The sequence below is a fragment of the Enterobacter sp. RIT637 genome, assembly GCF_019718755.1.
Classification (GTDB): domain Bacteria; phylum Pseudomonadota; class Gammaproteobacteria; order Enterobacterales; family Enterobacteriaceae; genus Enterobacter.
Genome location: NZ_JAIHAZ010000003.1, coordinates 252,949 through 277,334 on the forward strand (window position 1 = coordinate 252,949; position 24,386 = coordinate 277,334).

A 24,386-nucleotide genomic window follows, 5' to 3' on the forward strand; every position below is an offset into this window, starting at 1 on the left:
TTTTGCTTTTATTTCGCCATTACCTTCTCATTCTTCGCTCTCAGCTTCTTCGCCCGACTCTCCAGCACCAGATAGCAGACCGTTGCCAGCGCCAGCGGCAGGAAGTAATAGATCATGCGGTACGCCAGCAGGGCGGCGATAATCGCTCCCTGAGAGACATGTTCTCCGGCGAGCAGGGCGATAAACACTGCCTCCAGCACGCCGATCCCCGCCGGAATATGCACAATCACGCCTGCAATACTGCTCACCAGCAGCACGCCCAGCACGAAGAAGTAATTCACGTCTTCACCAATCAACAGCCAAATAATCGCCCCCATCGCCATCCAGTTGGCGCTGGAGACCACCATCTGAAGTACCGCGAACTTCCATGAGGGCAACACCAGCTTTTGCCCCTTGATGGTCATGTGGCGGCGTTTAGCAAAGGCGCAGGCCCACAGATACACGGCGATGATCAGCAGCAGCACGATGCCCAGAATGCGCAGCGTGGCCTCGTCGATATACCAGTGCGCGGGCAGCTGCACCACGCCGATGGTGAAGATCACGCCGCCGAGCAGAATATAGCCCAGCCAGTTCGTGGTGATGCTTAACGAGAAAATGCGCGTGATGGTCCCGCCCGGCAGGCCGAGCCGCGAATAAAGGCGATAGCGCATGCCAATGCCGCCGACCCAGGTGCTTAGCGTCAGGTTAAAGGCGTAGCAGATAAACGACACCAGCATTACCTGGCGCTTTGCCAGCTTGTGGCCGCAGTAAGCGCGGCCCAGCAGGTCATAGCAGCCGTACATCAGGTAGCTCACGATAACCAGCCCCACAGCGCCCAGCAGCACCATCCGGTTATAGTTGCGGATGACCTTCCACACCTCTTCCCAGTCGACCTTTTGCGCGTACACCACCAACAGTACCGCGACGGCGATAAAGAACAGCCAGGTGAGGATTTTCTTTGCCAGCTTCCAGCGAGGATGCGATTTCGACATCAGGTTTTCCCTCCGTCTTCCGCCTCAATGCGGTCCTGAGTTTCCATTTCGGGTTGAACCGGCGGGTCCACCTGCGCAAGCTTTGGCGTATGCGCGGGCAGCCAGCCGACCATCGCCGGGAAATGGCGCAGGAAGTGGAACACCACCACGCCGATGCCAAGGTTCCACCAGGTGCGTTTCGGCACCATGGACTCATCCACGCGCACGCAGTCATTGACGATCAGCCCCTGAAGGTTATCCCGCAGGGTTTGATTAAACTGCCGATCGTGAATGATCAGATTCGCTTCCAGATTCAGCGACAGACTCAGCGGATCGAGATTGCTGGAGCCGACGGTGGCCCAGTGATCGTCCATCAGCGCCACTTTGCCGTGCAGCGGCCGGCGGCGATATTCGTAGATCTGCACGCCGCCCTTCACCAGATAGTTATACAGCAGGCGTGCGCCCACTTTGACAATCGGCATATCCGGCTCGCCCTGCACAATCAGCTTCACCCGCACGCCGCGTCGGGCGGCATTGCGCATGGCATGCAGAATACGGTAGCCGGGGAAGAAGTAAGCGTTGGCGATAATCACCTCGCGCTTCGCGTTCGCCAGCATCTTCAGGTAATGACGTTCAATGTCGTCCCGGTGCTCGCCGTTATCCCGCCAGATAAACAGCGCCTGCGCTTCGCCTGGCTGTCGGTTTTCCTCCGGACGATGGCGGCGTCGCCACCAGTGGCGAACGGCCTCTTTACCGGGCAGGTTCTCCAGCTCAAACAGTAAAATGTCCTGAACCACCGGGCCTTCAATGCGGATCGCGTAATCCTGCTTGGCTTCGGGGCCGTAGTCAGACATATGTTCGGCGGAGTAGTTAATGCCGCCGACGAACGCCACCGTCTCATCGACCACCACAATTTTGCGGTGCATCCGACGAAAGAGGTTCGTGCGCATGCCAAATAAGCGGGGACCGGGATCGTAGTAGCGGAAGACCACGCCGGCGGCGGTCAGTTCGTTGACGAACTCATCGCTCAGATCCGGCGAGCCATAGCCGTCGAGCAGCGCTTCAATTTTGACCCCGCGCCGGGCGGCGCGCAGCAGCACGCTGTGCAACTGCTTGCCAACCTCATCTTCGAACCAGATAAAGGTTTCGAGGATCACTTTCTGCTGTGCGTTATCAATCGCTTTAAACACGGCCGGATAATATTGATCGCCATTCTCCAGCAGCGTAATGCGGTTTCCTTCCTGCCATGTACATTTCATAAATGGATCTCCGCGCTGAGTGGGGCATGGTCGGAGAGATGTCGCCAGTTGAGTAACGCCAGCGCGGTTGGGCTACTGGCGTGGGCGTTTTTCACGTAGATGCGGTCAAGGCGCAGCAGGGGGAAGCGCACCGGGAACGTGCGCGCGGGGCGTCCGTTGGCGCGGGTGAAAATCTCCTCCAGCCCGGCGTTCACCTTAAGCGGATGGTTGGCGCGCTGCCGCCAGTCGTTGAAATCACCGGCGATGACCACGGGCTCGCCTTCCGGCAGCGCATTGCTCCATTCGGCGAGCATCTGCAGCTGTGCCTGACGGTGGGCTTCACGCAGGCCAAGATGAACACAGCCAACGTGAACGGGAAATTCCAGATCGGGTGGCGTGATACGACAGTAAAGCAGGCCGCGCTTTTCACTTTCGCCCACCGACACGTCGCGGTTCTCATAGTGTTCAATCGGATAACGCGACAGCACCGCATTACCGTGATGCCCTTCGGGGTAAACCGCGTTGCGCCCGTAGGCGTAGTCGCTCCACATGGTATCGGCCAGAAACTCGTAGTGGGGAGTATCCGGCCAGTTTTCGACATGCATTGGATGCACTTCGTGCGCGCCCATCACCTCCTGCAGGCAAACAATGTCCGCGCTGACGGTGCGAACGGCGTCGCGCAGCTCCGGTAAAATGAAGCGGCGGTTAAATGCTGTGAAGCCCTTATGAATGTTTATCGTCAGCACCTTAAGCGAGAAATGCTGCGTTTTAATGGTCATAAACACCTTCCTGGGTGACTATCCCGATGAAAATAAAGTGTAGTCGGCGTCACAAAAAGATGCGGCGTTACGGAATTTTCCGTAAAGTGCGGTAGTCTGAACTAGCAGAGAAAAATCCTTCAGGAGAGAAGCCATGAAGTGGCAACAACGTGTTCGTGTCGCAACGGGTTTAAGTTGCTGGCAGATAATGTTGCATTTACTGGTCGTGGCCGTACTGGTAATGGGCTGGATGAGCGGCACCCTGGTGCATGTAGGCCTGGGGCTATGCATGCTTTACGGCGTCACCGTGCTGTCGATGCTGTTTTTACAGCGTCACCATGACGCGCGTTGGCGCGAAGTGGGTGATGTGCTCGAAGAACTCACCACCACCTGGTATTTTGGTGCCGCGATGATTGTGCTTTGGCTGCTGTCGCGCGTGCTGCAAAACAACCTGCTGCTGGCCCTGGCGGGTCTGGCCATCCTCGCAGGGCCTGCGGTTGTCTCGTTGCTCACCAAAGAGAAAAAGCTACGCAATGTTGCGTCTAAACATCGCGTACGCCACTGAGCCCGTCGTGGCCGCAATCACCAGTAGCGGCCACAAACTTCCCCAGACAATATCCAGACTCGCATCCTTCAGATAGATTTGCTTGGTGATATCCGTAAAGTGTCGAATCGGGTTTACCCACGTCAGATCCTGTAGCCACACCGGCATATTCTCGACGGGCGAAACATAGCCCGAAAGCAAAATCGCGGGCATCATAAAGACGAATACCCCGATAAACGCTTGCTGCTGTGTCGAGCAGAGCGCCGAGATCAGCAGTCCAAACCCCACCAGCGACAGCCCGTAAATCACCATCGTGAAGTAAAACAGCGCCAGCGAACCGGCGAATGGGATCTCGTAGGCCCAAATCCCCACCCCCAGCACGATGGTGGCCTGGAAGGTCGCAACAATCAGCGCCGGCACCGCTTTGCCGACGAAAATTTGCCAGGTGGCGAGCGGGGAGACCAGCAGCTGATCCAGCGTGCCCTGTTCGCGCTCGCGGGCGACGGAAAGAGAAGTCACGATCATCACCCCAATAGTGGTGATCATGGCGATCAGCGACGGTACCACGAACCACTTATAGTCCAGATTCGGGTTGTACCAGTTACGCACCACCAGCTCGCTGTTGTTGGGCTTCGGTTTGCCCTCCATCAGCTCCTGCTGATAATCCTTCACCACCTGCTGCAGATAGTTGGCCGCTATCTGGGCGCTGTTGGAGTTACGCCCGTCGAGGATCAGCTGCATCGGCGCGGTCTGGAAGGTATCCAGATTGCGGGAGAAATCCGCCGGGAACCGCACCAGCAGCAGCGCTTTTTGCGTGTCGATGGTGGGCTGGATCTCCTGCGGGCTTTTCAGCAGCAGGATGTGGGTAAAGGCTTTCGCGCGGGCAAAGCGCTGCGTTAGCTCGACGGAATGTTTGCCGTTGTCTTCGTTGTAAATGGCGATGGTGGCGTTGGTCACCTCAAGGGTGGCGGCAAACGGGAACAGCAGTACCTGGATCAGCACCGGCAAGACCAGAATGGCGCGGGTTTGCGGCTCGCGCAGCAGGGATTGCAGCTCTTTGCGGATCAGTGTCCATAAACGGTGAAACATGCGCGCTCCTTAATCTAACCGCCGTTTGGTTTTCATCCACGTCAACCCGATAAACATCACCGCCGACGCCATCAAGAACAGGGTGTTGATAATCAGCACCACCGGAATATTCCCCGCCAGGAACAGGCTTTGCAGCGTGCTCACGAAGTAGCGCGCCGGGATGATGTAGGTCACGGCGCGGATCACCGCAGGCATGCTGTCTATCTGGAAAATAAACCCGGAGAGCATTATCGACGGCAGAAAAGCGGCATTGAGCGCCACCTGCGCGGCGTTAAACTGGTTGCGGGTGATGGTGGAGATGAGTAGCCCCATACCCAGCGTGCTGAGTAAAAACAGGCTGGTGATAAAGAACAGCACCACCAGCGAGCCGCGATAGGGCACGCCGAGGATAAAGACTGACACCAGCATGCAGAGCAGCATCGCCAGCATGCCGAGGAAGTAGTAGGGGATGAGCTTGCACAGCAGCAGCTCGACGCGCGTCACTTCGGTGGAGAGCAGCGCCTCCATGGTGCCGCGCTCCCATTCGCGGGCGATGACCAGCGAGGTCAGTATCGCGCCGATTACCGTCATGATAATCGTCACCGCGCCCGGAATAATAAAGTGCTGGCTGATGGCGGCGGGGTTAAACCAGTAGCGCGTCTGCACGTCGATCAGCGGTTCGAACGTCTCGCCCCGGTCTTCGGCGCGCTGCATCTGCCAGAGCTGCCAGATCCCCTCCGCGTAGCCCTGCACGAAGTTGGCGGTGTTCGGCTCGCTGCCGTCGGTAATCACCTGGATCGGCGCATCGGTATTTGCCCGCGCCATATTGGCGGCGAAATCCACCGGAATGACGATCAGACCGCGAATTTTCCCGGCCTGCATTTTCTGGATCAACTCCTGTCGGTTGTCGCTGATGGTGGCGTCAATGTAGGACGATCCGGTCATGGCGTGAGTGAAGTCCAGCGCCTCTTCGCTCTGTTGCTCCAGCAAAATCCCGACCCGCAGCTTGCTGGAGTCCAGGTTAATGCCGTAGCCAAAGATAAACAGCAGCAGCAGGGGGATCACCACCGCAATCAGCCAGCTGCTGGGGTCACGCACGATCTGCCGCGTCTCTTTAACGCATAGCGCGCGCACCCGACGCCAGGAAAGGGCATTACTGCGCATGGGCATTCTCCTTATCCCAGTCGTGGATGAGGGTGATAAACGCCTGCTCCATGGTCGGGTCCGGGACCTCATCGTCGGCGGCCTGGTTTTTCAGGTCGTCCGGCGTGCCGTGGGCAATCAGCTTGCCGCGATAGACCAGCCCGATGCGGTCGCAGTACTCCGCCTCGTCCATGAAGTGGGTAGTCACCATCACGGTCACCCCTTTTTCCACCATGCTGTTGATATGCAGCCAGAACTCGCGGCGGGTAATGGGATCAACCCCCGAAGTGGGCTCATCCAGAAACAGAATATCCGGCTCGTGCATCAGCGAGCAGGCCAGCGCCAGCCGCTGCTTAAAGCCGAGCGGCAGCTCGTCGGTGGCGTGGGAGGCAATGTTGGTTAAGGCGAAGGCGTCGCTCATGCGGCGGATCTTCTCGTTCTGCGCGCGCCCGCGCAGGCCGTACACGCCGGAGAAAAAGCGCAGATTCTGCTCGACCGTCAGGTTGCCATACAGGGAAAACTTCTGCGCCATATACCCCAGATGCTGGCGCGCCTTGCCGGAGCTGACCTTCAGATCCATGTCCAGCACCAGCGCCTTGCCGGACGTCGGCACCAGCAGGCCGCACATCATCTTAAAGGTGGTTGATTTTCCCGCGCCGTTCGGCCCGAGCAGGCCAAAAATCTCGCCGCGTTTCACCGCAAAATTGACGTTATCGGTGGCGGCGAAATCCCCGAATTTCTTGGTGAGCGATTTCGCTTCAATGACCGTTTCGCCCGGCGTGCCTTCCACCGTATGCAGAATGGCGGCAAGCGGCGACTCTGACGTACCCGCGCCGCCCAGCAGGTCGATAAACGCGTCCTCAAAGCGCGGTGCAGTCTCTTCTATCTCGATCTCAGGCATCCCCTGCGCCTGGCGAACGTCGTCGGCGGAGGCCTCTTTTTTGAGAATAATGCGCACCGAGCGGCCCTGGATCATCCCGTCGCTGACCTGCGGCAGCCTGAGCACCCGCTGCAGCAGCCTGCGGTTGGACTCCTGCGGGCTGTGCAGCAGGAAGCTGCGTCCGGCCATGCTCTGCGTCAGCGTCGTCGGCTCGCCCTGATAAAGCAGTTCGCCTTCGTTCATCAGCAGCACGTCCCGACACTGTTCCGCTTCATCGAGGTAGGAGGTGCTCCAGAGGATCAGCATCCCGTCGCCCGCCAGCTCGTGCACCATCTGCCACAGTTCACGGCGCGAAATCGGGTCTACGCCAACGCCGGGCTCATCCAGCAGCAGCACTTTCGGCTCGCCGACCAGCGTGCAGGCCAGCCCCAGCTTCTGCTTCATCCCGCCGGAGAGCTTGCCCGCCAGCCGGTCGGTGAACGGGCCGAGGGAGGTAAACTCCAGCAGGCGGGCGAAGGTTTTCTGCCGCGTTTCGCCGGTGACGCTGCGCAGATCGGCGTACAGGTTCAGGTTTTCCATCACCGTCAGGTCTTCGTACAGGCCAAACTTCTGCGGCATATAGCCGAGCATGGCGTGGAGTGCGCCGTCGTCATTTATCGGGTCAAGACCGAGCACGCGGGCCGAGCCTTCATCCGGCTTCAGCAGCCCCGCCAGCATCCGCATCAGCGTGGTTTTCCCCGCGCCGTCCGGGCCGACCAGCCCGGTCACATAGCCTTTATGTATGGTGCAGTTCAGCGGCGCGACCGCAGGCTTGTCCATACCCTTAAATTGTTTAACCAGATTGTTGAGCTGAATAACCGCGTCATTCATGTCGTTCCCCGTTGTCTACTTTTACGGTGACAGGCATGCCCTGACGCAGCGCGTCGTCCGCATCGGTGACGATGATGCGCAGGCGATACACGAGGTCGGTACGCAGGTCCGGTGTTTCAACGGTTTTCGGTGTGAATTCGGCGGTAGGGGAGACAAAGCCCACTTTGCCATGATACGGCTTGTCGGGGCGGCCGTCGGTATAGAGCAGCAGCTCGCGGCCCGGCTGCATCTGCCCGAGGTTTGGCTCGTCAATGTAGGCGCGCACCCACACCGGGCGGGTCAGGGAGAGCGTTAAGACGGTGCTGCCCGCGCTGAGCATGCTGCCCGGCTCCACGGCGCGGGTCATCAGCGTGCCGTCGGACGGGGCGATTAAGGTGGTGTCGCGCAGATCCAGCTCCGCCTGGGCCAGCTGCGCCTGCGCCTGTTCAAGGCTGGCTTTCGCCTGGGCAATGTCCTGCGCGCGGTTACCGGTGCGGTACTGGCTTAATTTATCCTGCGCGGATTTTAGCGTCGCCTGCGCCTGGTCGCGGGACGAGCGCGCATTTTCCAGATCGTTAGCGGAAATGGTGCGGCTTTTCCACAGCCCCTGCTGGCGCGCGTAAAAGTTCTGCGCGTAGTCATAGGCTGCCTGCGCCTGCTTAACGGCGGCGGCGGCCTGAGCGATCTCCTCGTCGCGATAGCCTGCCAGCATCAGGTCATACTGCGCCTGAGCCACGGAAACCCCCGCTTTGGCCTGCATCAACGCGTTCTCGTAGGGGGCTTTATCCAGCATCCCCAGCGTCTGTCCGCTTTTAATGGCATCGCCTTCGTCAACGCTCAGCGAGGCGAGACGCCCGCCGACGCGGAAGCTCATGTTCACCGTGCGAATATCCACGTTACCGTACAGCGTCAGGCCTTTATCCTGCTGGCTCTGATACCACAGCCAGCCACCGACTCCGGCAGCAAGCAACACAACAACCACCAGAATGATGGCGACAGGTTTTTTCATGACTTCAGGCTCCTTTGCGTTAAGCCTTGCAGGATCAGATCGAGATGACAGGCGATGACCTGGCTAATCTGCGCGGCTTTATCCTCATCAAATTGTGTCCAGCCGGTGCGTAACAGGATAGTTTCCCTGCCCAGACGGAAGGCAAGGATTTCACCCAGCAGGGCGTGGGTATGCAAAATTGTCTCGGTATCGTTGGCATCCCGCCCGGTGTAGGCCGCGATAAGCCGGGTCAGATGGGTATGCATCGGGGCAATTACCCGATCGTGTACCCGCTGGTAGGCGACGGTCGGAGAGAGCTGCTCCCGGGAGATAAACTTGCTGAGGTTCAACGTATCGTCGTGCGTCAGCAGGCGGATCATATTATGGCAGGCGTTGAGAATAAGCTGGCGAACGGCGGCGCGATCGGGCGACGGCTGGCCGAGCAGCGCGGTGGCTTCCTCAACGTGCGGGTGAAACTGCGTGCCGATAAAATCGGCGATCCACTCGGCGCAGGCGAGGTATAAATCCTCTTTTGAGCCAAAATAGTAGGTAATCGCCGCAATGTTCTGCCCGGCCAGCGCGGCAATATCGCGCGTGGTCGCATGCAGCCCGTACTCGCCAAACTGCGCCAGCGCGGCGGCGATAAGCTGATTTTTGGCCTGTTCACCTTTGGTTGTTGTGGGTGTCGTATTCATGGCGGCATTAAGAATTAATCAATCGATTGATTAAGATTATGCCTGATTCTCGCTTACGTCGAGGGAATGCTGAGGGATATTTTATGCGCCACGTCACAAAAGCTGCTACACTCCGCCCCTTCGCGACATTGTGGTTTTTGTCCTCCCCTATTCGTTATATCTCCCTGAAAACTACACCTGTGATGGTCGGGGCGGTTCGGAGTTTTTATGTCTTTTGATTCCCTTGGCCTGAACCCGGAAATTCTGCGCGCGATCGCAGAGCAGGGCTACGTTGAGCCAACCCCAATCCAGCAGCAGGCTATTCCTGCCGTCCTGCAGGGCCGTGACCTGATGGCGAGCGCCCAGACCGGCACCGGTAAAACCGCGGGCTTTACGCTGCCGCTGTTAGAGCTGCTGGTAAAAAACCAGCCGCACGCCAAAAGCCGTCGTCCGGTTCGTGCCCTGATCCTGACTCCTACCCGCGAGCTGGCGGCGCAGATTGGTGAGAACGTGCGTGATTACAGCCGCTATCTCAACATTCGCTCGCTGGTGGTTTTCGGTGGCGTCAGCATCAACCCGCAGATGATGAAGCTGCGCGGCGGCGTGGACGTGCTGGTGGCAACGCCGGGCCGTCTGCTGGATCTGGAACACCAGAACGCGGTGAAGCTCGATAGCGTTGAAATTCTGGTACTGGACGAAGCCGACCGCATGCTCGACATGGGCTTCATCCACGATATTCGTCGCGTGCTGGCCAAGCTGCCTGCGCGTCGTCAGAACCTGCTCTTCTCCGCGACTTTCTCCGACGAGATCAAAGCGCTGGCGGAAAAGCTGCTGCATAACCCGCTGGAAGTGGAAGTGGCGCGTCGCAACACCGCCTCCGAGCAGGTGACGCAGCACGTTCACTTTGTTGATAAAAAGCGCAAGCGGGAACTGCTTTCCCAGATGATCGGTCAGGGCAACTGGCAGCAGGTGCTGGTCTTTACCCGCACCAAGCACGGCGCCAACCACCTGGCGGAGCAGCTGAATAAAGACGGCATTCGCAGCGCGGCGATCCACGGTAACAAGAGCCAGGGCGCGCGTACCCGTGCGCTGGCGGACTTCAAATCCGGCGACATCCGCGTGCTGGTGGCGACAGACATTGCCGCTCGTGGCCTCGACATTGAAGAGCTGCCGCACGTGGTGAACTACGAGCTGCCAAACGTGCCGGAAGATTACGTTCACCGTATCGGTCGTACCGGCCGCGCGGCGGCAACCGGTGAAGCGCTTTCTCTGGTCTGTGTGGACGAGCACAAGCTCTTGCGCGACATCGAGCGTCTGCTGAAGAAAGAGATCCCGCGCATCGAAACCCCAGGTTACGAAGTGGACCCGTCAATCAAAGCCGAGCCGATTCAGAACGGTCGTCAGGGCGGCGGTGGACGCGGTCAGGGCGGCGGCGGTCGCGGTCAGCAGCCGCGTCGTGCAGAAGGTGGCGCACCGAAATCCTCCGGCAAACCGCCGCGTCGCAACAACGACAGCAAACCGGCGGGTGAAAACCCGTGGCGCAGCGGCGAAGGGAAACCGGCAGGGGAAGGGCAGCGTCGACGCCGCCCGCGCAAGCCTGCTAACCCGCAGTAATCTGGAAGCCCGGTCGTAAAGCCGGGCTTTTCTTTTTGCGGCAGCGAAGAGAAAGTGCCACAATAGTGGCTGTTTATACAGTATTTCAGGTTTTCCAATGGCTTTAACCGCTGCGCTGAAGGCGCAAATTGGCGCATGGTATAAGGCGCTACAACAGCAGATCCCCGACTTTATCCCCCGAGCGCCGCAGCGGCAGATGATTGCCGACGTGGCTAAAACGCTCGCCGGGGACGACGGGCGACATCTGGCGATTGAAGCCCCAACCGGCGTCGGGAAAACCTTGTCGTATCTCATTCCCGGCATCGCGATTGCGCGGGAAGAGGACAAAACGCTGGTGGTCAGCACCGCCAACGTGGCGTTGCAGGATCAGATCTTCAGCAAAGATTTACCGCTGCTGCGCAAAATCATCCCCGACCTGCGCTTTACCGCTGCCTTTGGGCGCGGACGCTACGTGTGTCCGCGAAACCTGGCGGGGCTGGCCAGCAGCGAAGCGACGCAGCAGGATCTGCTGGCCTTCCTCGACGACGATCTCACGCCGAATAACAAGGCCGAGCAGGAGCTCTGCGCCACGCTCAAGGTCGATCTGGACGGCTATAAATGGGACGGCCTGCGCGATCATACCGATAAGGCCATCAGCGACGATTTATGGCGCAGGCTCAGCACCGATAAAGCGAGCTGCCTGAACCGCAACTGCCACTACTTCCGCGAGTGCCCGTTCTTCGTTGCCCGACGCGAAATTCAGGAAGCGGAGGTGGTTGTGGCTAACCACGCGCTGGTGATGGCCGCGCTGGAGAGCGAAGCGGTGCTGCCGGAGCCTAAAAACCTGCTGCTGGTGCTTGATGAAGGCCACCATCTGCCCGACGTGGCGCGGGACGCGCTGGAGATGAGCGCCGAAATTACCGCCCCGTGGTTCCGCCTGCAGCTGGATCTGTTCTGCAAGCTGATTGCCACCTGCATGGAGCAGTTCCGCCCGAAAACCACGCCGCCGCTGGCGGTGCCGGAGCGGCTGAGCGACCACTGTGAAGAGGTCTACGGCCTGATTGCCTCGCTCAACAACATCCTGAATCTTTATCTTCCGCAAACGCAGGAAGCCGAACACCGCTTTGCGATGGGTGAGCTACCGGAAGAGGTGATGGAGATCTGCCAGCAGCTGGCGAAGCATCTGGAAAAGCTGCGCGGGCTGGCGGAGATGTTCCTGAACGATCTCAGCGAGAAAACCGGCTCACACGACGTGGTGCGACTGCACCGCATTCTGCTGCAGATGAACCGCGCGTTGGGGATGTTCGAATCACAGAGCAAGCTCTGGCGGCTGGCCTCGATGGTGCAGGCGTCCGGCGCGCCGGTCACCAAATGGGCCACCCGAGAAGAGCGGGACGGGCAGGCTCACCTCTTTTTCCACTGCGTGGGCATCCGTGTGGCCGATCAGCTGGAAAAGCTGATCTGGCGCAGCGTGCCGCACGTGGTTGTCACCTCTGCCACGCTGCGCTCCCTGAACAGTTTTTCTCGGTTGCAGGAGATGAGCGGGCTAAAAGAGAAAGCGGGCGACCGCTTCGTGGCGCTGGACTCGCCGTTTAACCACTGCGAGCAGGGCAAGCTGGTCATTCCGCGCATGAAATTCGAGCCGCTTATCGACAACGAGGAGCAGCACATCGCGGAGATGGCGGCCTACTTCCGCGAACAGGTTGAGAGCAAAAAATACCCCGGCATGCTGGTGCTGTTTGCCAGCGGGCGGGCGATGCAGCGCTTCCTCGAACACGTCACCGATCTGCGTTTACTCCTGCTGGTGCAGGGCGATCAGCCGCGCTACCGGCTGGTGGAAACCCACCGCAAGCGCATCGATAACGGCGAGCGCAGCGTGCTGGTGGGGCTGCAGTCGTTTGCTGAAGGCCTGGATCTGAAAGGGGACTACCTGACGCAGGTGCACATCCATAAAATCGCTTTCCCGCCCATCGACAGCCCGGTGGTGATCACCGAAGGGGAGTGGCTGAAAAGCCTCAACCGCTATCCGTTTGAGGTGCAGAGTTTACCTGCGGCGTCGTTTAACCTGATTCAGCAGGTGGGGCGTCTGATTCGTAGCCACGGCTGCTGGGGGGAGGTGGTGATTTATGACAAACGTCTGCTCACCAAAAATTACGGCCAGCGGCTGCTCAACGCGCTGCCGATCTTCCCGATCGAACAGCCGGAGGTGCCGGAGGTAAAAAAACGCCCGGCAAAACTGACCGCCGGGCGTCGGAAAAGCATCCGTGCTAAGGGGCGCGGTCCTACTGGTATGTGAAGGTCACCTGAATCACGCTGCTGAACGTCCCGGCGCTGACGGGCATAGAGGTGGCGTAATAGCGCGCGGAGAGCGGAAACGTCGCCGTGTGGTCACTCGGGTTGATGGCGACGTTAAAGGCAGCCTGAGGGGCGATAAGTATCTTGTCCTGACGGTCAGCCAGCTCCAGCGCCAGCCCTTTCGCGCTGCCGGTGTTGGCGAATTTTGTCGGGTGCACGCTGTCTGCCTGGCCGTAGAAAAAGGCGGTGGCAAGCGCCAGCGTGGCCGGGCAGTGCGACACCGACAGGGAAAAGTCTTTCCACTCGCCGGTATCCCCCACGTCTTTAAAATTGCCCGACACCGCCTGGCCTAAATCCACCGTCAGGTTGCGGCTCGCGCTGTCGATGACGCAGGTATTGGCGTAAATATTCCCCGTCATCTGGATCTGAATATCGTCGGCATGTGCCTGGGCAATAAGCCCAAGCGCCAGAAGAGTAATGATTTTTTTCATGGCGGTCACTTATAGGCGAGAGTGATAGTGGCAACGGTATTGGCAGGACCCGGGGTGACAACGTCGCTGACCTGCTCGTAGCGAACTTCGAACGGTATGGTCAGCGTTTCGTTGGCGATGGCCTCGCTGCGGGTGCTAACGTAGGTATCAAACGCGGCGATATTGCCGTCGAACACCATCTGTACCCCGACGCCCGTTGCCGCACCGGTCTGCTTAGTCAGCTTCAGCACGCCTTCGAACGCCGTTTCATAGCCGTTTGAACTGGTGACTTTTACCTCTGGCTGCACGGTGCTGTTGCAGTTCACCGTGACATCGAAATTCTGCGCCGGAGAGGAGAGCATCCCCACGCTGACAAAATCGCTGACCGGGAAATCACCCAGGTTAACCGTCAGGTTTTTCGGCAGGACGGAGCAGGTGACATTCTGGAAATTGACGTTACCAGCGTAGGAGATAACGTTCGGGCTACCGATGCCGTCATTGCCATACACGCCAATGCCGAATTCGGTTTGCGCCTGCATCAGGGTACCGGACTGGACTGCCTCGCTGGTTTTCACCAGTTCAAGGGTGACGTTAAAATCAAATGACTGCATTCCATCATTTGAGACGTAACCGATGGGGGTGCTGCGTGAATCGCAGGCGGCCAACCCCCCACCGGTGATGCGCTGACCTTTGTCATTCATTAACGCCACGCCTACGCCGGGTACGCCCGAATCATAAACGCCGGTTAACCCAGGAATTTCCGAGCCGCTTCCGTAGTAGCAGGAGATGATTTCCATCCCGCTCTCATAGGTATGATCGCAATTCCCTGCAACATGCACCGTCTGTTCCGAGCCGGGGATAGTGGCGCCCACAGCCAGCGTTGTCGGGACCGAAATCGAGGCGACGTTAATCATTTTCGGCATATCAGGCGTGGTACAACTCGCCTTTGCGTGCGGCATAAACAACGCCGCGGTTCCCAGAACCAGTAAGAAAAAGCACTGTTTAATCATTTGCATAATGTTTCGCCTGAACGGTGGATCAGTGACACTGCGCGGCAGCGTTAATGATGCTGGTTTTCTCTTTCTCATCCGTTAGCGCATAGTCAGCGACGCAGTGCTCGCTCACATCCTGTCCCCAGGAAACGCTGAGATGCCCTTGCTGCGGCAGACCAGAGAGATAGGTTTGGCCGTCGTTACCGACAATAAATTCGCTGTCCTTATCGTCCGTGGTCACCGTTGCGCCGAAGGGCAACGGTTTGCCGTTCTGGGTGAGCGTCATCAGCACGCGACTGCCCACGCGGGTATTAAAGCTGGCGCGCACCACGGCGCCGCGCGTTGGGGTTACCACCTGCGCCGCGTGCGTCACGTCGGCGTTGTCCGGCAGCGTTTCGGTATCCAGCGCAATGGTGTTGTGGCGATATGCAGTCACAAACGGCACGACGGTATAGCCGCGGAAATCGGTCTCCACGCCCGTCTGGTTAGCGATATGCGTCCCGTGCGTCCCCGGCGCTTTTACCAGCGCGATGGTTTCACCCAGCGGCTGGCTCAGGGTGATACCGTTGGCATGGGCAATGACGCCGCCCTGCAAACCCACGTTGACGGTCTGCTGATATTTATCCTGACTGACGCCTGCGCTCACTTCACCATAGGTCGCTTTGTAATCGGCATTCAAACTGGTCGAGTTACCACTGCCGGTGCTGCTCAGCCCCTGCTGGATATTCCAGTTCAGGTTGTCTTCCTTCAGCGCCGTGCCGTTCAGGCCGATATTCTGCGTGGTGCCGTCTTTGGTGTTGTTCAGGTTGTAGGTGGCCCAGGTGTTATGCATCCAGTGGTCCAGCGGAACGGAGACGCTCAGCGAGAACTGGTTGTCGTTCGTCACCTCTTCACCGTTTTCATCGCTGTCGTTGGTGTTTTTGTTCATGCTGTAGCTCAGGCTGTAGCTCACGCCGCGCCAGCTGTTGTTGTAGCTGACGCCCATAGAGGTCATGTCCTGACTCTGACTCCAGTAGGTTTCTTTCACCAGGCTCAGGGTGACGGATCCCCAGCCTTCGGGCAGCGTCTGGTCGATGGTGGCTTCGGTACGGGCGCGGCGCTGTTGGGGAGCAGACCAGTCGTCAGAGCGGGTATAGGACTCCATGGTGTCTTCCAGGGTGTAAAACCCTTTGCTGTTGTAGCGATAGCCCGCGAGCGAGAAGTTGGTGCCTGAACAGGCAAAATCTTTGCTGTAGCGCACGCGCCAGGACTGGCCTTTGCTGGACTGCTGCTTCTTCAGCAGGGCTTTCGCGCGGGTCACGTCGATGGAGAACGCGCCTAAATCGCCCATGTTTTTCCCGGCACCGAGCGCCTGAGACTGATAATGGCTGCTCTGCTGAACGCCACCGTAAACGGTGACGCCGTAAGGTAAGCCATAGATCGCACTGCCCTGGGCGAACGGCGTCTTCTCGACGTCTTTGTCGTAAGAGCGGTACCGCCCGGCGGTGACGCTGTAGCGCAGGTTTTTTTCACGCTGCAGTACCGGTACGGAAGCATACGGCACCACGAAATGACTTTCGCTGCCGTCGGTCTCTTTCACGGTGACCTGCAGGTCGCCGCTGCTGCCGGTAGGGTAGAGATCGTTAATTTCAAACGCGCCGGGCGCGACCGTGTTCTGGTATATGACATAGCCGTTCTGGCGGACCATCACCAACGCGTTGCTGTGGGCGGTGCCGCGTATAATCGGCGCGAAGCCTTTTTCGCTGTCCGGCAGCATGTCGCTGTCGGAGTTAAGCTGCACGCCGGTAAAAGGCACGCTGTCAAAAACATCGGAAGGCGAAGAGCTTTGCCCGACGGTGAGATCGCTTTTCATCGCCACGATATCGCGCTGGGCATAGGTATAAACGGAGGATAATTTTTGCTGCTCTTCCGTGCCCGTCGTGCTGCGGTTCCATGTGGAATAGTTACGCACGCGCCAGGCGCCGATGTTAAAGCCAGGGCGCAGGTTGACGTACTGGCTGCTGTTATCCTGTTCACCCTGCTGGCGCGCATGGCTCTGGCTGGCGGTGGCGCTGTAATTGAGCAGCCCTGCGGTGATCCCTTCGTCGAACTCTTTTGGGTCAATATAGCCGCGCGGAACCTGGCTCAGGGCCAGCTGTGGAATACTGAGCAGCAGCTGCTGGTTACGAACATGAAACGTAGCGGATGCCGCAGGGATGGCGGTTAAATTGGCGCACTGGCCTTTTGCCATCAGCTGCGGGTATTTTTGGGTTTTAATGCCGAGGCTTTTTAAATCCTCAAGCGAGAAACAGGGCTGGAGTGAATTATCCCCGTGAGCGTCCTTTTCTAATGTAAAGGTGACATCGCGGGTATCAATTTTATTGTTATTAATAAAAATAGCGACCTGATATTTACCCGGTGCTTGCCCTGGCCCTTTTTCATATACAGAGAGATCCGTCTTACCCTGCTGCGGATTATCAATATCCAGCAGTGCGGGGTTGAAATAATCATCAGCCATAACCTGCTGCGCAAAAATCGCCATTGCCAGGCCACATAAAATGACCAGCAACGAAGACAATCGACAGGTGAACGGCTTTTTATGGCTGTACATGATTATTTCTTTTACCTGAACGGGTGATTAATTAACTGCTTTTGACACGGTCTGGCTGATGCTGCCGTAATCCGTAATAATGGAATATGCGACGGTAGAACCACTCACATTGCCGGGTAAAGCAAAGTGCGTTTCAGTGTTAGGGACGGCCCAGGTGGCTTTTTCAACTTTATGGCCGTTCAGCGTCACCTTCTGGAAATTCATATAAAAAGGCGTTGGGTTATTGACGACCAGATCGTTGCCTTCACGATGCCATTCAAGCTTATCAGCGAACTCTTCAGGTTTGCCTTTAACCCCTGACGGGCGATACAGCAATTTAATCCGAGTATTAATCGCAATTTGTAGCGTGTTGATTCCTTCAACGTGTTTTGAGGAAGGAATGGCTTTGATATTCAGCCAGTACAAAGATTCACGATCTTCCGGTAAATTACCGCCGGTGCGCACTACGCGCAGCACGTTATCTTCTTTTGCATCAAGGCGGAACAGCGGTGGGGTAATCAGGAACGGGGCTTTTGCCAGGTTTTTACCGCCGGAATCAACCCAGGACTGCACCAGATAATCCGTCGCATCTGGATTTGAAAGACCAAGAGAGGATTCCTTTTTATCTCCCTGGTAAACCAGTCGTGTGCCATTAATAATGACACCTGCATGTGCAGTGGCGGCTACCAGTAAAAGTGTGCTCAGTAAATAACCATGGCGCATAAAGATTTCTCAATAAATAGATGAGATATTAATGCTCGCAAAAGCATTAATATCTCAGGATTGATAAGATCAGTTATAAATAACGGTGAAGGTCGATACAGAGTTAGCCGGGCCTGCGGTGATCGCGGATCCTGTTTGAATATAGCGTGCACCAAACTCCAGATCGTTAACCGCCGTACCGGAGGTTAATGGATATTGCTGAGACGGGGTATACAAGCTGACCGGTTGTTCAGAAGAGTCAACCAGCTGAATAGCCACACCCGTTGCCGCATCGACATCAGGGGTTAATGCCAGCGCAGCATTGTTATTTGAATCCGGGGTACCGCCGAAGTTAATCGCTGCGGAGGTGACCGTTTCCGGGCAATTAGTTAACTGAATATCAAACTTGGTTAATGTGCTGGTGGAGCCTGTCCCGGTAAATACCGTTTTAGACACTTTGCCCAGCTGAACATTTAACGGGTTACTTAACCCATTAACGACCTGACAAGCCGAATCAATAATTTCACCGGTGAAGTTAATCTGCCCTTCACCATTTGTTGCCGCAAATGAGGATGCGGAACATCCCACCGCGGCGGCGATCAATAAACCTAAAGCAACCTTGTTCATAATGAATCCTGGTATGTTTCTGGTGCGAACGTTGCCTGGACGTTTTCACCGTTGACCTTTAATGACTTTCCGATGGATATTTAATCAAAAAATATATGGATAAGATTCTTCTATAGACATCACAAATAATTTAAAAAATGCTTGAGTTTATTTTTTCATCATAAAAACAGCAGGTTGATTGAACAGATAAAAGACTAACGGCAAGGCGTTCTTCAGGGCTATATTGTTAACAAGATGATGCTGTCAGGAGAGAAGTCGTGGATTATCGCAAAATTATCAAAGAGGTAGGGCGAGGAAAAAATCACGCCCGCGACCTTGACCAGGAAACGGCCCATGCGCTGTACACCCATATGCTGAATGGCGACGTGCCAGAACTTGAGCTGGGCGGCATCCTGATCGCGCTGCGTATCAAAGGTGAAGGTGAAGCCGAGATGCGCGGTTTTTATGACGCGATGCAGGCGAAAACGATGCGCTTAACGCCGCCCGTTACGAAGCCGATGCCGATTGTTATTCCCAGCTATAACGGGGCACGTAAGCAGGCTAACCTGACGCCACTGCTGGCTATTTTGCTTAACAAGCTTGGGTTCCCGGTTGTCGTACACGGCGTCAGCGACGATCCGACGCGCGTGCTGACGGAAACGATCTTTGCGCTGCTGGGTATTGAACCGACCCTGCATGCGGGTCAGGCGCAGGCGAAGCTGGACGGGCATCAGCCGGTCTATATTCCGGTACGCGCGCTCTGCCCGCCGCTGGAAAAACAGCTTGAAATGCGCTGGCGTATGGGGGTGCGCAACAGTGCCCACACGCTGGCGAAACTGGCTACGCCATTTAGTGAAGACGCCGCCCTGCGTCTTTCCAGCGTATCGCACCCGGAGTACGTGACGCGTGTTGGCAAGTTCTTCGAGGAGATTGGCGGACGGGCGTTATTGATGCACGGAACGGAAGGGGAGGTGTATGCCAACCCATTGCGCTGCCCGCAAATCATGTTGATTGATTCTGCTGGCTCGCGTGCAGTGCTTGAACGCGGGGAAGAGAACCGGGATGTGGCCCTGCCACAGGCAAAAGATCCGCATACCACCGCGCACTGGATCGTTCAGTGTCTGGCGGGCAATGTCCCCGTTCCGCACGCCATCAGGTTGCAAATGGCCTGTTGTTTGCTGGCGACAGGTGAGGTGGACTCAGTGGATGCCGGACTGCAGCGCGTCGCGCAGTCGTTTTAGGCAAAAAAAAGCCCGTCCAGTGGCGGACGGGCAAACAAAGGGTAACAACAGGGTCAATGAGGGTGGAGCATCTCACCAGAGGGTACGGGTGAGGGTGGAGCATAATTCGTTCGATTATTTGTAGATAACCGCAGTACCGCTCAGTTTGTTATTGCCGTTAGCGGAGGTGATGGTGTATCCGCTTGCGCCTGCAGCGGCTGCTTTCTCAGCCAGTTTGGCTTCAAGACCGTCCAGCGTGGTCGCGCCTTCAGCACTTACCACACCCACTTTATTCATGTTCTGTGCCTGGGTAGAAGACACTGGCTCAACAGCGAAAGCGCCGAAAGACAGAGCAGACAGGGCAACAGCAGCTACAGCATATTTGATGGTTTTCATAATTAATCTCTCGCAGGTTATTCTGATAAAGGGACGATATTCCGTCGATGTGATAAGTATCACGGTTTTTCTTAAGAGATAAAATCGAAGAGAATTGACGTGGTCAATCAAAAAAATTGAATGACAAATAAGTTATTGAATATTAATAAATTCAGAACGACGCTTTACAGTTCTTATCGATGCGCTTTACAGAGAGAAGATGAAGGGCACATTTTGCTACGCGGCACAGGAAAATTCGTGAGCGTAAACGTATTTGCTTGCTCCGTTGACTTAGGTAAAGGAAAGTCAACGTAACTGGCTATCTTTAGATCCTCTGCGATTATATCCCGAATGTGAAGTATTTTTTGAATCTTTCTCCTGCTGGCAGGTAATGCATAACCTTACCCCAGGGATGGCTTTTTGCCGCGCCTCGGGAATAGGGTCGCCGCACTCCTCACATTCCTGCAGGCTTTCACCGCGCGGTAATTCACCGCGAGCGCGGGCTACAGCATCTTCAATCGTACTGTTGATCTGTTCGTTTACGGCGTCGTCATTTGCCCAACCGGAAGCCATGGCGTTCTCCTGTTTGGTTTTATAAAACCCATAACGCTAATGTGGGGTTAAAAATCGTACAGTCAAGAGAGGAATAAAGAAACTGCATCTGTTGGGGCAGATGCAGTCGGGAGGAAGGTGAACGGTTATTTGTAGATGGTTGCTGTGCCATACATGTGGTTATCGCCGCCAGCGGAATTCACCACGAAGCCTTTGGCACCTTCCTGACGTGCTTTCTCAGCCAGCTTATCCTGGAGATCGTCAAGGTTACTCGCGCGACTGACGGAGACGGTACCGGCAGCCCGCAGCTGGCTGGTATCTGTGCTTTCATTCAGCGACTGAACGGACCAGGCGGAGAAAGAGGCGGCTGCCAGTGCACCCGCAACAACAAGGGTCATATATCTTTTCATAATCACATCCTCAGGGGGAAACAACAGGTGATTCCCTTTAAGTTTAGAAGCCCGACGAGTGTGATTTAGCGCAAAAATTTGATGATGATCTGCTTATTTTTTGAACGATATAAATTGACAATCAGCTGACAGATCATAGACATAAAGGTGACTGATTTCCGGTGTGTTTTTGCATCGGGCAGAGATTTATTTACCGTTGGGTCTGCAAAGGGTATCTTACGCCGCTGTTGAAAGGAGAATGCCATGACTGCCCAAAAGCCGGGATTGCACCCGCGTAACCGCCATAACAGCCGCTATGACATGAAAGCGCTGTGCCTGAGCTGCCCTCAGTTGCAGGACTTTATTGTACAGACGCCATCGGGTGAACCCTCGGTCAACTTTGCCGATCCTCAGGCGGTCAAAATGCTGAACAAAGCGTTGCTGGCCCATTTTTATGGCGTGACGCACTGGGATATTCCCGAAGGCTTTCTCTGCCCACCCGTGCCTGGCCGCGCAGATTACGTCCATCACCTCGCCGATCTTCTGGCGGAAGGGAATGATGGCGTCGTTCCGCAGCAGGCGACAATCCTGGATATTGGCACCGGGGCTAACCTGATTTACCCGCTCATTGGCGCGCATGAATATCAATGGCGTTTTACCGGCAGTGAAATTGGCACTGAGGCATTCGCCAGTGCGCAGGCGATTATTAACGCGAACCCAGGTTTAACCCGGGCAATCCGTTTACGTCGTCAGAAAGATGACAAGTGCATCTTCAACGGCATCATTCATAAGAACGAACAGTACGATGCCACGATGTGCAACCCACCGTTCCATGATTCTGCAGCGACAGCACGAGCGGGCAGCGAGCGTAAGCGCCGTAACCTGGGGCAGGCGGAAGATGCCGCACTGAACTTTGGCGGCCAGCAGCAGGAGCTCTGGTGCGAAGGGGGCGAAGTCGCGTTTATCCTGCGCATGATTGCAGAAAGCAAACCGTTCGGCCGTCAGGTGAAGTGGTTTACGACGCTGGTTTCGCGTGGCGATAACCTGCCGCCGCTCTACCGCGCCTTGACCGAAGCCGGTGCGGTGAAAGTGGTGAAGAAAGAGATGTCGCAAGGCCAGAAACAGAGCCGCTTTATTGCCTGGACGTTTATGGAAAATAACAAACGTCGCAAATAGTACCCCGTCATAGGCCGGGTAAGGCGAAGCCGCCACCCGGCAACCAGGTTACAGCGTCGGCTCCTGCGGTGGCAGCGGCGATGCGGGCGGCGGCAATACCTGATACGTCTGCACCGGCATCCGCACATCCGCCAGATCAAAGTGCTTTTTCACCATGCTGTCGAGCGCAAAACGCACCGTCCACTGCTTCAGCGGCTGGGTGGTGAACGACACGCGCAGGGTGAATGCGGTATTCGTCAGCCCGACAATCCCGGCAAACGACGGCTCGCCGATCACCAGCCCGCGAATATCTTCCATTTGCATCAGCTCTTCTACCGCATCCCGCAGCGCCTGCTTCGCTTTGTCCGCATCCTCGTGGCGATCCACATCGTAGTTCGCTACGACTGAACCAATCCCGCGCACGAAGTTGGCGAAGGTGGTAATCGATGACCACGGAATGATGTGATACGCGCCGGTGTCCTGACGCACGCCGACGGAGCGGATGGACATTCGCTCAACGGTGCCGGTTAGCGGCCCGATGGTCACCAGATCGCCCGTGTTCATCCCGTTCTCAAACTGAATAAAGATACCGGTAATAATATCCTTCACCAGCGTTTGTGAGCCGAAGGAGATCGCCAGCCCCAGCGCCCCGGCACCCGCCAGCAGCGGTGCGATATTCACGCCGATCTCCGAGAGCACAATCATGATGGTGATGGTGCTGATGATCACCGCCAGCGCGTTGCGGAACAACGTTAACAGCGTTCTTGCCCGCGCGCTGGGTAGGGGTCTGCCGTGAATATCGGACACCAGACGGTTTTCGATAAGGCTCGCCAGCAGCGTCCAGCCGACGGCGGAGAAGAACAGGATCAACGCGATACGAATCAGAATATCGACCGTTTTTTCACCCGCGCCGTTGTGCAGCCAGTTCCAGAAATCAAACAGTCCCCAGGCGTTCAGCAGCAGCATAATCGCCACGCAGACGGTCAAAATCCGCGCCACCTTCAGTGATACCGACATCCAGCCGTTCACGCGCTTTTGCAGTTCAGGATAGTTTCGCTGCACCTGCGGTGAGAGGGTGATGGTTTTCGAGATCCAGCGCGACAATAGCCCCGACACAAAGGCCGCAACGCCGATAATCGCCAGGCTTTTGAACGTCGCCCCCATCATAAATTTCAGGCTATTGCCCGGGTCAAACAGCGAGAAGAAACACAGCACAATAAAGTAGGCGCTCGCCAGCCAGTGCCACACCAGCGCGAAGGCGCGGATAAACAGGCTGAAGAAGGAGAGGGAGCGGTCGGCCAGATGCAGCAGGCTTTCGGTGATCGCCTTTTTATTGTGAAAGATCAGGTACAGCGACCAGACGGTAATACAGAGCATAATCAGCACGTTCGCCAGTGCACCAAACTGGACGTTGACCTGATTGGAGATAATCGGCACGGCCACCAGCAGGCCGTAGCCAATCAGGCCGCTGAGCACGCTTAACCGCACGGCCCAATATTTCGCGCTCTGATCCTTAATATTAAAAGGGCGAAGCTCAGGCACGCGCGGGCAGAAGATGACGCGCAGCACCGCTTTAAAAAATTCGATTAGCGCAAATGCATTGAGGAAGAGCGCCTGCTGGAAGGCAATGGTTTTGTTGCCCGTATTGAGGCGATCGGCCAGTACCTGACCGGCAAACAGCGTCAGTGCCAGCAGCAGTAAATCGATGATAAACGCCCCGGCGATCATCGCGGGAAGATGCAGCCAGCTGCTTTTATGCTGGTTCTTTTTTCGCCCCCAGTGGCCCATCTTGCGGTACAGCGGCCAGGCACACAGGCGCACCAGCCAGTAAAAAATAAACACACCGGCGGCCAGCATTAAAAACTGCGTTACGGCAGCAGAAAAGGTCTGGGGATTAAAGGCCTTATGCGGAGAGCCAATCAGGTTTCGGTAAAGCTGAGCAAAACGAGAGGAGAGGGCATCCCCATAGTGGCGGCTCACGTCGGTGACGTTTTCAAGCACTGTTTTTTGCTCCTCAACCTGGGGCGGCGTGATGGCCGGAACGGCCTCCTGGGATGGCGTGGCGGCAACTTTACGAAGCTCACCGATTAACTCTTGCCGGGCGGCGTCGTTTTCCAGCACATCGGCAAGGGCGCTGTAGGCGGCTTTTTTCTTTTCGACATCGGGCTCCGGTGGCGGCGCACTTTCCTTCGTCACGGTGGTTCCGGTGGTGACGCCGGGGATTGCGACGGCGAACGATGGCGCGCTAAACAGGCTAATCAACAGCAACAGGATCCACGGCACGGCGCCCTCCGGTGAAAATGTCGAACAAAATGATAAGTATAGAAGTCGAGGCGCGGAGGGGGATTTTTGGGAACAATCTGGCGTAAAAAAGCC

At 56.7% G+C, this 24,386-nt stretch carries 22 protein-coding genes; 5 read left to right on the plus strand and 17 right to left on the minus strand.

Annotated elements, in window-relative coordinates; genetic code table 11:
- Positions 1–8: 8 nt before the first annotated feature.
- The 3 genes from K5E19_RS08125 to K5E19_RS08135 are packed head-to-tail and all read right to left on the minus strand — an operon-like array spanning position 9 to position 2,967.
- Positions 9–971 carry a YbhN family protein gene (locus K5E19_RS08125; RefSeq protein WP_221550737.1) on the minus strand — a complete coding sequence of 321 codons (963 nt, stop codon included), beginning with the start codon at positions 969–971 and terminating at the stop codon, positions 9–11.
- Entirely contained in the window at positions 971–2,209 is a 1,239-nt protein-coding gene (clsB, locus tag K5E19_RS08130; protein WP_221550738.1) for a cardiolipin synthase ClsB, read from the minus strand. The genes K5E19_RS08125 and clsB overlap by 1 nt, the downstream gene beginning before the upstream one ends.
- Positions 2,206–2,967, minus strand: coding sequence for an endonuclease/exonuclease/phosphatase family protein (locus tag K5E19_RS08135; protein ID WP_221550739.1), 762 nt, complete (start codon positions 2,965–2,967; stop codon positions 2,206–2,208). Before K5E19_RS08135 ends, clsB begins: the two co-directional genes overlap by 4 nt.
- A 133-nt stretch (positions 2,968–3,100) precedes the next feature.
- Here K5E19_RS08135 and K5E19_RS08140 point away from each other — a divergent pair, with 133 nt between their 5' ends.
- On the plus strand, positions 3,101–3,511 hold the full coding sequence (locus K5E19_RS08140; protein ID WP_221550741.1) for a YbhQ family protein: 411 nt from the start codon (positions 3,101–3,103) through the stop codon (positions 3,509–3,511).
- On the opposite strand, the gene K5E19_RS08145 is transcribed toward K5E19_RS08140, so the two are convergent.
- Genes K5E19_RS08145 through cecR form a run of 5 tightly spaced genes read right to left on the minus strand, consistent with a single transcriptional unit; the run spans position 3,473 to position 9,113 of the window.
- Positions 3,473–4,579, minus strand: coding sequence for an ABC transporter permease (locus K5E19_RS08145; protein ID WP_221550743.1), 1,107 nt, complete (start codon positions 4,577–4,579; stop codon positions 3,473–3,475). The two genes, K5E19_RS08140 and K5E19_RS08145, sit on opposite strands and share 39 nt — an antisense overlap.
- Before the next feature lie 9 nt (positions 4,580–4,588).
- Positions 4,589–5,722 (minus strand): ABC transporter permease, encoded by a 1,134-nt coding sequence (locus K5E19_RS08150; protein WP_221550745.1) that lies wholly within the window; start codon positions 5,720–5,722, stop codon positions 4,589–4,591.
- Complete coding sequence (locus tag K5E19_RS08155) at positions 5,712–7,451, minus strand: ATP-binding cassette domain-containing protein (protein ID WP_221550746.1); 1,740 nt, start codon at positions 7,449–7,451, stop codon at positions 5,712–5,714. Before K5E19_RS08155 ends, K5E19_RS08150 begins: the two co-directional genes overlap by 11 nt.
- Positions 7,444–8,439 (minus strand): secretion protein HlyD, encoded by a 996-nt coding sequence (hlyD, locus tag K5E19_RS08160; protein ID WP_221550748.1) that lies wholly within the window; start codon positions 8,437–8,439, stop codon positions 7,444–7,446. The genes K5E19_RS08155 and hlyD overlap by 8 nt, the downstream gene beginning before the upstream one ends.
- Positions 8,436–9,113, minus strand: coding sequence for a transcriptional regulator CecR (gene cecR, locus K5E19_RS08165; RefSeq protein ID WP_221550750.1), 678 nt, complete (start codon positions 9,111–9,113; stop codon positions 8,436–8,438). The genes hlyD and cecR overlap by 4 nt, the downstream gene beginning before the upstream one ends.
- Before the next feature lie 207 nt (positions 9,114–9,320).
- Here cecR and rhlE point away from each other — a divergent pair, with 207 nt between their 5' ends.
- Positions 9,321–10,706, plus strand: a complete 1,386-nt coding sequence (gene rhlE / locus K5E19_RS08170) for an ATP-dependent RNA helicase RhlE (protein WP_221550751.1) — start codon at positions 9,321–9,323, stop codon at positions 10,704–10,706.
- Between the two features lie 97 nt (positions 10,707–10,803).
- Entirely contained in the window at positions 10,804–12,981 is a 2,178-nt protein-coding gene (dinG, locus tag K5E19_RS08175; RefSeq protein ID WP_221550752.1) for an ATP-dependent DNA helicase DinG, read from the plus strand.
- Here dinG and K5E19_RS08180 read toward each other — a convergent pair.
- From K5E19_RS08180 to K5E19_RS08200, 5 genes are all read right to left on the minus strand, one after another.
- Positions 12,968–13,471, minus strand: a complete 504-nt coding sequence (locus tag K5E19_RS08180) for a fimbrial protein (protein ID WP_221550753.1) — start codon at positions 13,469–13,471, stop codon at positions 12,968–12,970. The two genes, dinG and K5E19_RS08180, sit on opposite strands and share 14 nt — an antisense overlap.
- 5 nt (positions 13,472–13,476) lie before the next feature.
- Positions 13,477–14,466 (minus strand): fimbrial protein, encoded by a 990-nt coding sequence (locus K5E19_RS08185; protein ID WP_221550754.1) that lies wholly within the window; start codon positions 14,464–14,466, stop codon positions 13,477–13,479.
- Positions 14,467–14,488: 22 nt separating this feature from the next.
- Entirely contained in the window at positions 14,489–17,032 is a 2,544-nt protein-coding gene (locus K5E19_RS08190; RefSeq protein ID WP_221550755.1) for a fimbria/pilus outer membrane usher protein, read from the minus strand.
- Positions 17,033–17,059: 27 nt separating this feature from the next.
- Positions 17,060–17,734: a molecular chaperone gene (locus K5E19_RS08195; protein WP_221550756.1), complete on the minus strand. Its 675-nt coding sequence runs from the start codon at positions 17,732–17,734 to the stop codon at positions 17,060–17,062.
- 69 nt (positions 17,735–17,803) lie between these two features.
- Complete coding sequence (locus tag K5E19_RS08200; RefSeq protein ID WP_221550757.1) at positions 17,804–18,340, minus strand: fimbrial protein; 537 nt, start codon at positions 18,338–18,340, stop codon at positions 17,804–17,806.
- Between the two features lie 257 nt (positions 18,341–18,597).
- On the opposite strand from K5E19_RS08200, the gene ybiB reads away from it, so the two are divergent.
- Complete coding sequence (gene ybiB, locus K5E19_RS08205) at positions 18,598–19,560, plus strand: DNA-binding protein YbiB (protein ID WP_221550758.1); 963 nt, start codon at positions 18,598–18,600, stop codon at positions 19,558–19,560.
- 114 nt (positions 19,561–19,674) lie between these two features.
- On the opposite strand, the gene ybiJ is transcribed toward ybiB, so the two are convergent.
- From ybiJ to mcbA, 3 genes are all read right to left on the minus strand, one after another.
- Positions 19,675–19,935, minus strand: a complete 261-nt coding sequence (gene ybiJ, locus K5E19_RS08210) for a DUF1471 family protein YbiJ (RefSeq protein WP_029485014.1) — start codon at positions 19,933–19,935, stop codon at positions 19,675–19,677.
- Between the two features lie 285 nt (positions 19,936–20,220).
- Positions 20,221–20,487: a DksA/TraR family C4-type zinc finger protein gene (locus K5E19_RS08215; RefSeq protein ID WP_010428900.1), complete on the minus strand. Its 267-nt coding sequence runs from the start codon at positions 20,485–20,487 to the stop codon at positions 20,221–20,223.
- A gap of 125 nt (positions 20,488–20,612) precedes the next feature.
- Entirely contained in the window at positions 20,613–20,876 is a 264-nt protein-coding gene (gene mcbA, locus K5E19_RS08220; RefSeq protein ID WP_010428903.1) for a DUF1471 family periplasmic protein McbA, read from the minus strand.
- Between the two features lie 243 nt (positions 20,877–21,119).
- On the opposite strand from mcbA, the gene rlmF reads away from it, so the two are divergent.
- Positions 21,120–22,031, plus strand: a complete 912-nt coding sequence (rlmF, locus tag K5E19_RS08225) for a 23S rRNA (adenine(1618)-N(6))-methyltransferase RlmF (protein ID WP_221550760.1) — start codon at positions 21,120–21,122, stop codon at positions 22,029–22,031.
- A 48-nt stretch (positions 22,032–22,079) separates the two neighbouring features.
- Here rlmF and ybiO read toward each other — a convergent pair whose 3' ends face one another.
- Positions 22,080–24,293, minus strand: a complete 2,214-nt coding sequence (ybiO, locus tag K5E19_RS08230; RefSeq protein ID WP_221550762.1) for a mechanosensitive channel protein — start codon at positions 24,291–24,293, stop codon at positions 22,080–22,082.
- Positions 24,294–24,386: the final 93 nt, after the last annotated feature.

Bases quoted from the DNA above. Each gene is read 5' to 3' on its own strand.
- K5E19_RS08150 (WP_221550745.1), bottom strand. From the start codon at position 5,722: ATGCGCAGTAATGCCCTTTCCTGGCGTCGGGTGCGCGCGCTATGCGTT.
- K5E19_RS08145 (WP_221550743.1), bottom strand. From the start codon at position 4,579: ATGTTTCACCGTTTATGGACACTGATCCGCAAAGAGCTGCAATCCCTG.
- dinG (WP_221550752.1), top strand. From the start codon at position 10,804: ATGGCTTTAACCGCTGCGCTGAAGGCGCAAATTGGCGCATGGTATAAG.
- rlmF (WP_221550760.1), top strand. From the start codon at position 21,120: ATGACTGCCCAAAAGCCGGGATTGCACCCGCGTAACCGCCATAACAGC.
- mcbA (WP_010428903.1), bottom strand. From the start codon at position 20,876: ATGAAAAGATATATGACCCTTGTTGTTGCGGGTGCACTGGCAGCCGCC.
- K5E19_RS08155 (WP_221550746.1), bottom strand. From the start codon at position 7,451: ATGAATGACGCGGTTATTCAGCTCAACAATCTGGTTAAACAATTTAAG.
- K5E19_RS08185 (WP_221550754.1), bottom strand. From the start codon at position 14,466: ATGCAAATGATTAAACAGTGCTTTTTCTTACTGGTTCTGGGAACCGCG.
- K5E19_RS08125 (WP_221550737.1), bottom strand. From the start codon at position 971: ATGTCGAAATCGCATCCTCGCTGGAAGCTGGCAAAGAAAATCCTCACC.
- ybiJ (WP_029485014.1), bottom strand. From the start codon at position 19,935: ATGAAAACCATCAAATATGCTGTAGCTGCTGTTGCCCTGTCTGCTCTG.
- cecR (WP_221550750.1), bottom strand. From the start codon at position 9,113: ATGAATACGACACCCACAACAACCAAAGGTGAACAGGCCAAAAATCAG.
- K5E19_RS08200 (WP_221550757.1), bottom strand. From the start codon at position 18,340: ATGAACAAGGTTGCTTTAGGTTTATTGATCGCCGCCGCGGTGGGATGT.
- K5E19_RS08215 (WP_010428900.1), bottom strand. From the start codon at position 20,487: ATGGCTTCCGGTTGGGCAAATGACGACGCCGTAAACGAACAGATCAAC.
- K5E19_RS08180 (WP_221550753.1), bottom strand. From the start codon at position 13,471: ATGAAAAAAATCATTACTCTTCTGGCGCTTGGGCTTATTGCCCAGGCA.
- clsB (WP_221550738.1), bottom strand. From the start codon at position 2,209: ATGAAATGTACATGGCAGGAAGGAAACCGCATTACGCTGCTGGAGAAT.
- K5E19_RS08195 (WP_221550756.1), bottom strand. From the start codon at position 17,734: ATGCGCCATGGTTATTTACTGAGCACACTTTTACTGGTAGCCGCCACT.
- K5E19_RS08140 (WP_221550741.1), top strand. From the start codon at position 3,101: ATGAAGTGGCAACAACGTGTTCGTGTCGCAACGGGTTTAAGTTGCTGG.
- K5E19_RS08190 (WP_221550755.1), bottom strand. From the start codon at position 17,032: ATGTACAGCCATAAAAAGCCGTTCACCTGTCGATTGTCTTCGTTGCTG.
- hlyD (WP_221550748.1), bottom strand. From the start codon at position 8,439: ATGAAAAAACCTGTCGCCATCATTCTGGTGGTTGTTGTGTTGCTTGCT.
- K5E19_RS08135 (WP_221550739.1), bottom strand. From the start codon at position 2,967: ATGACCATTAAAACGCAGCATTTCTCGCTTAAGGTGCTGACGATAAAC.
- rhlE (WP_221550751.1), top strand. From the start codon at position 9,321: ATGTCTTTTGATTCCCTTGGCCTGAACCCGGAAATTCTGCGCGCGATC.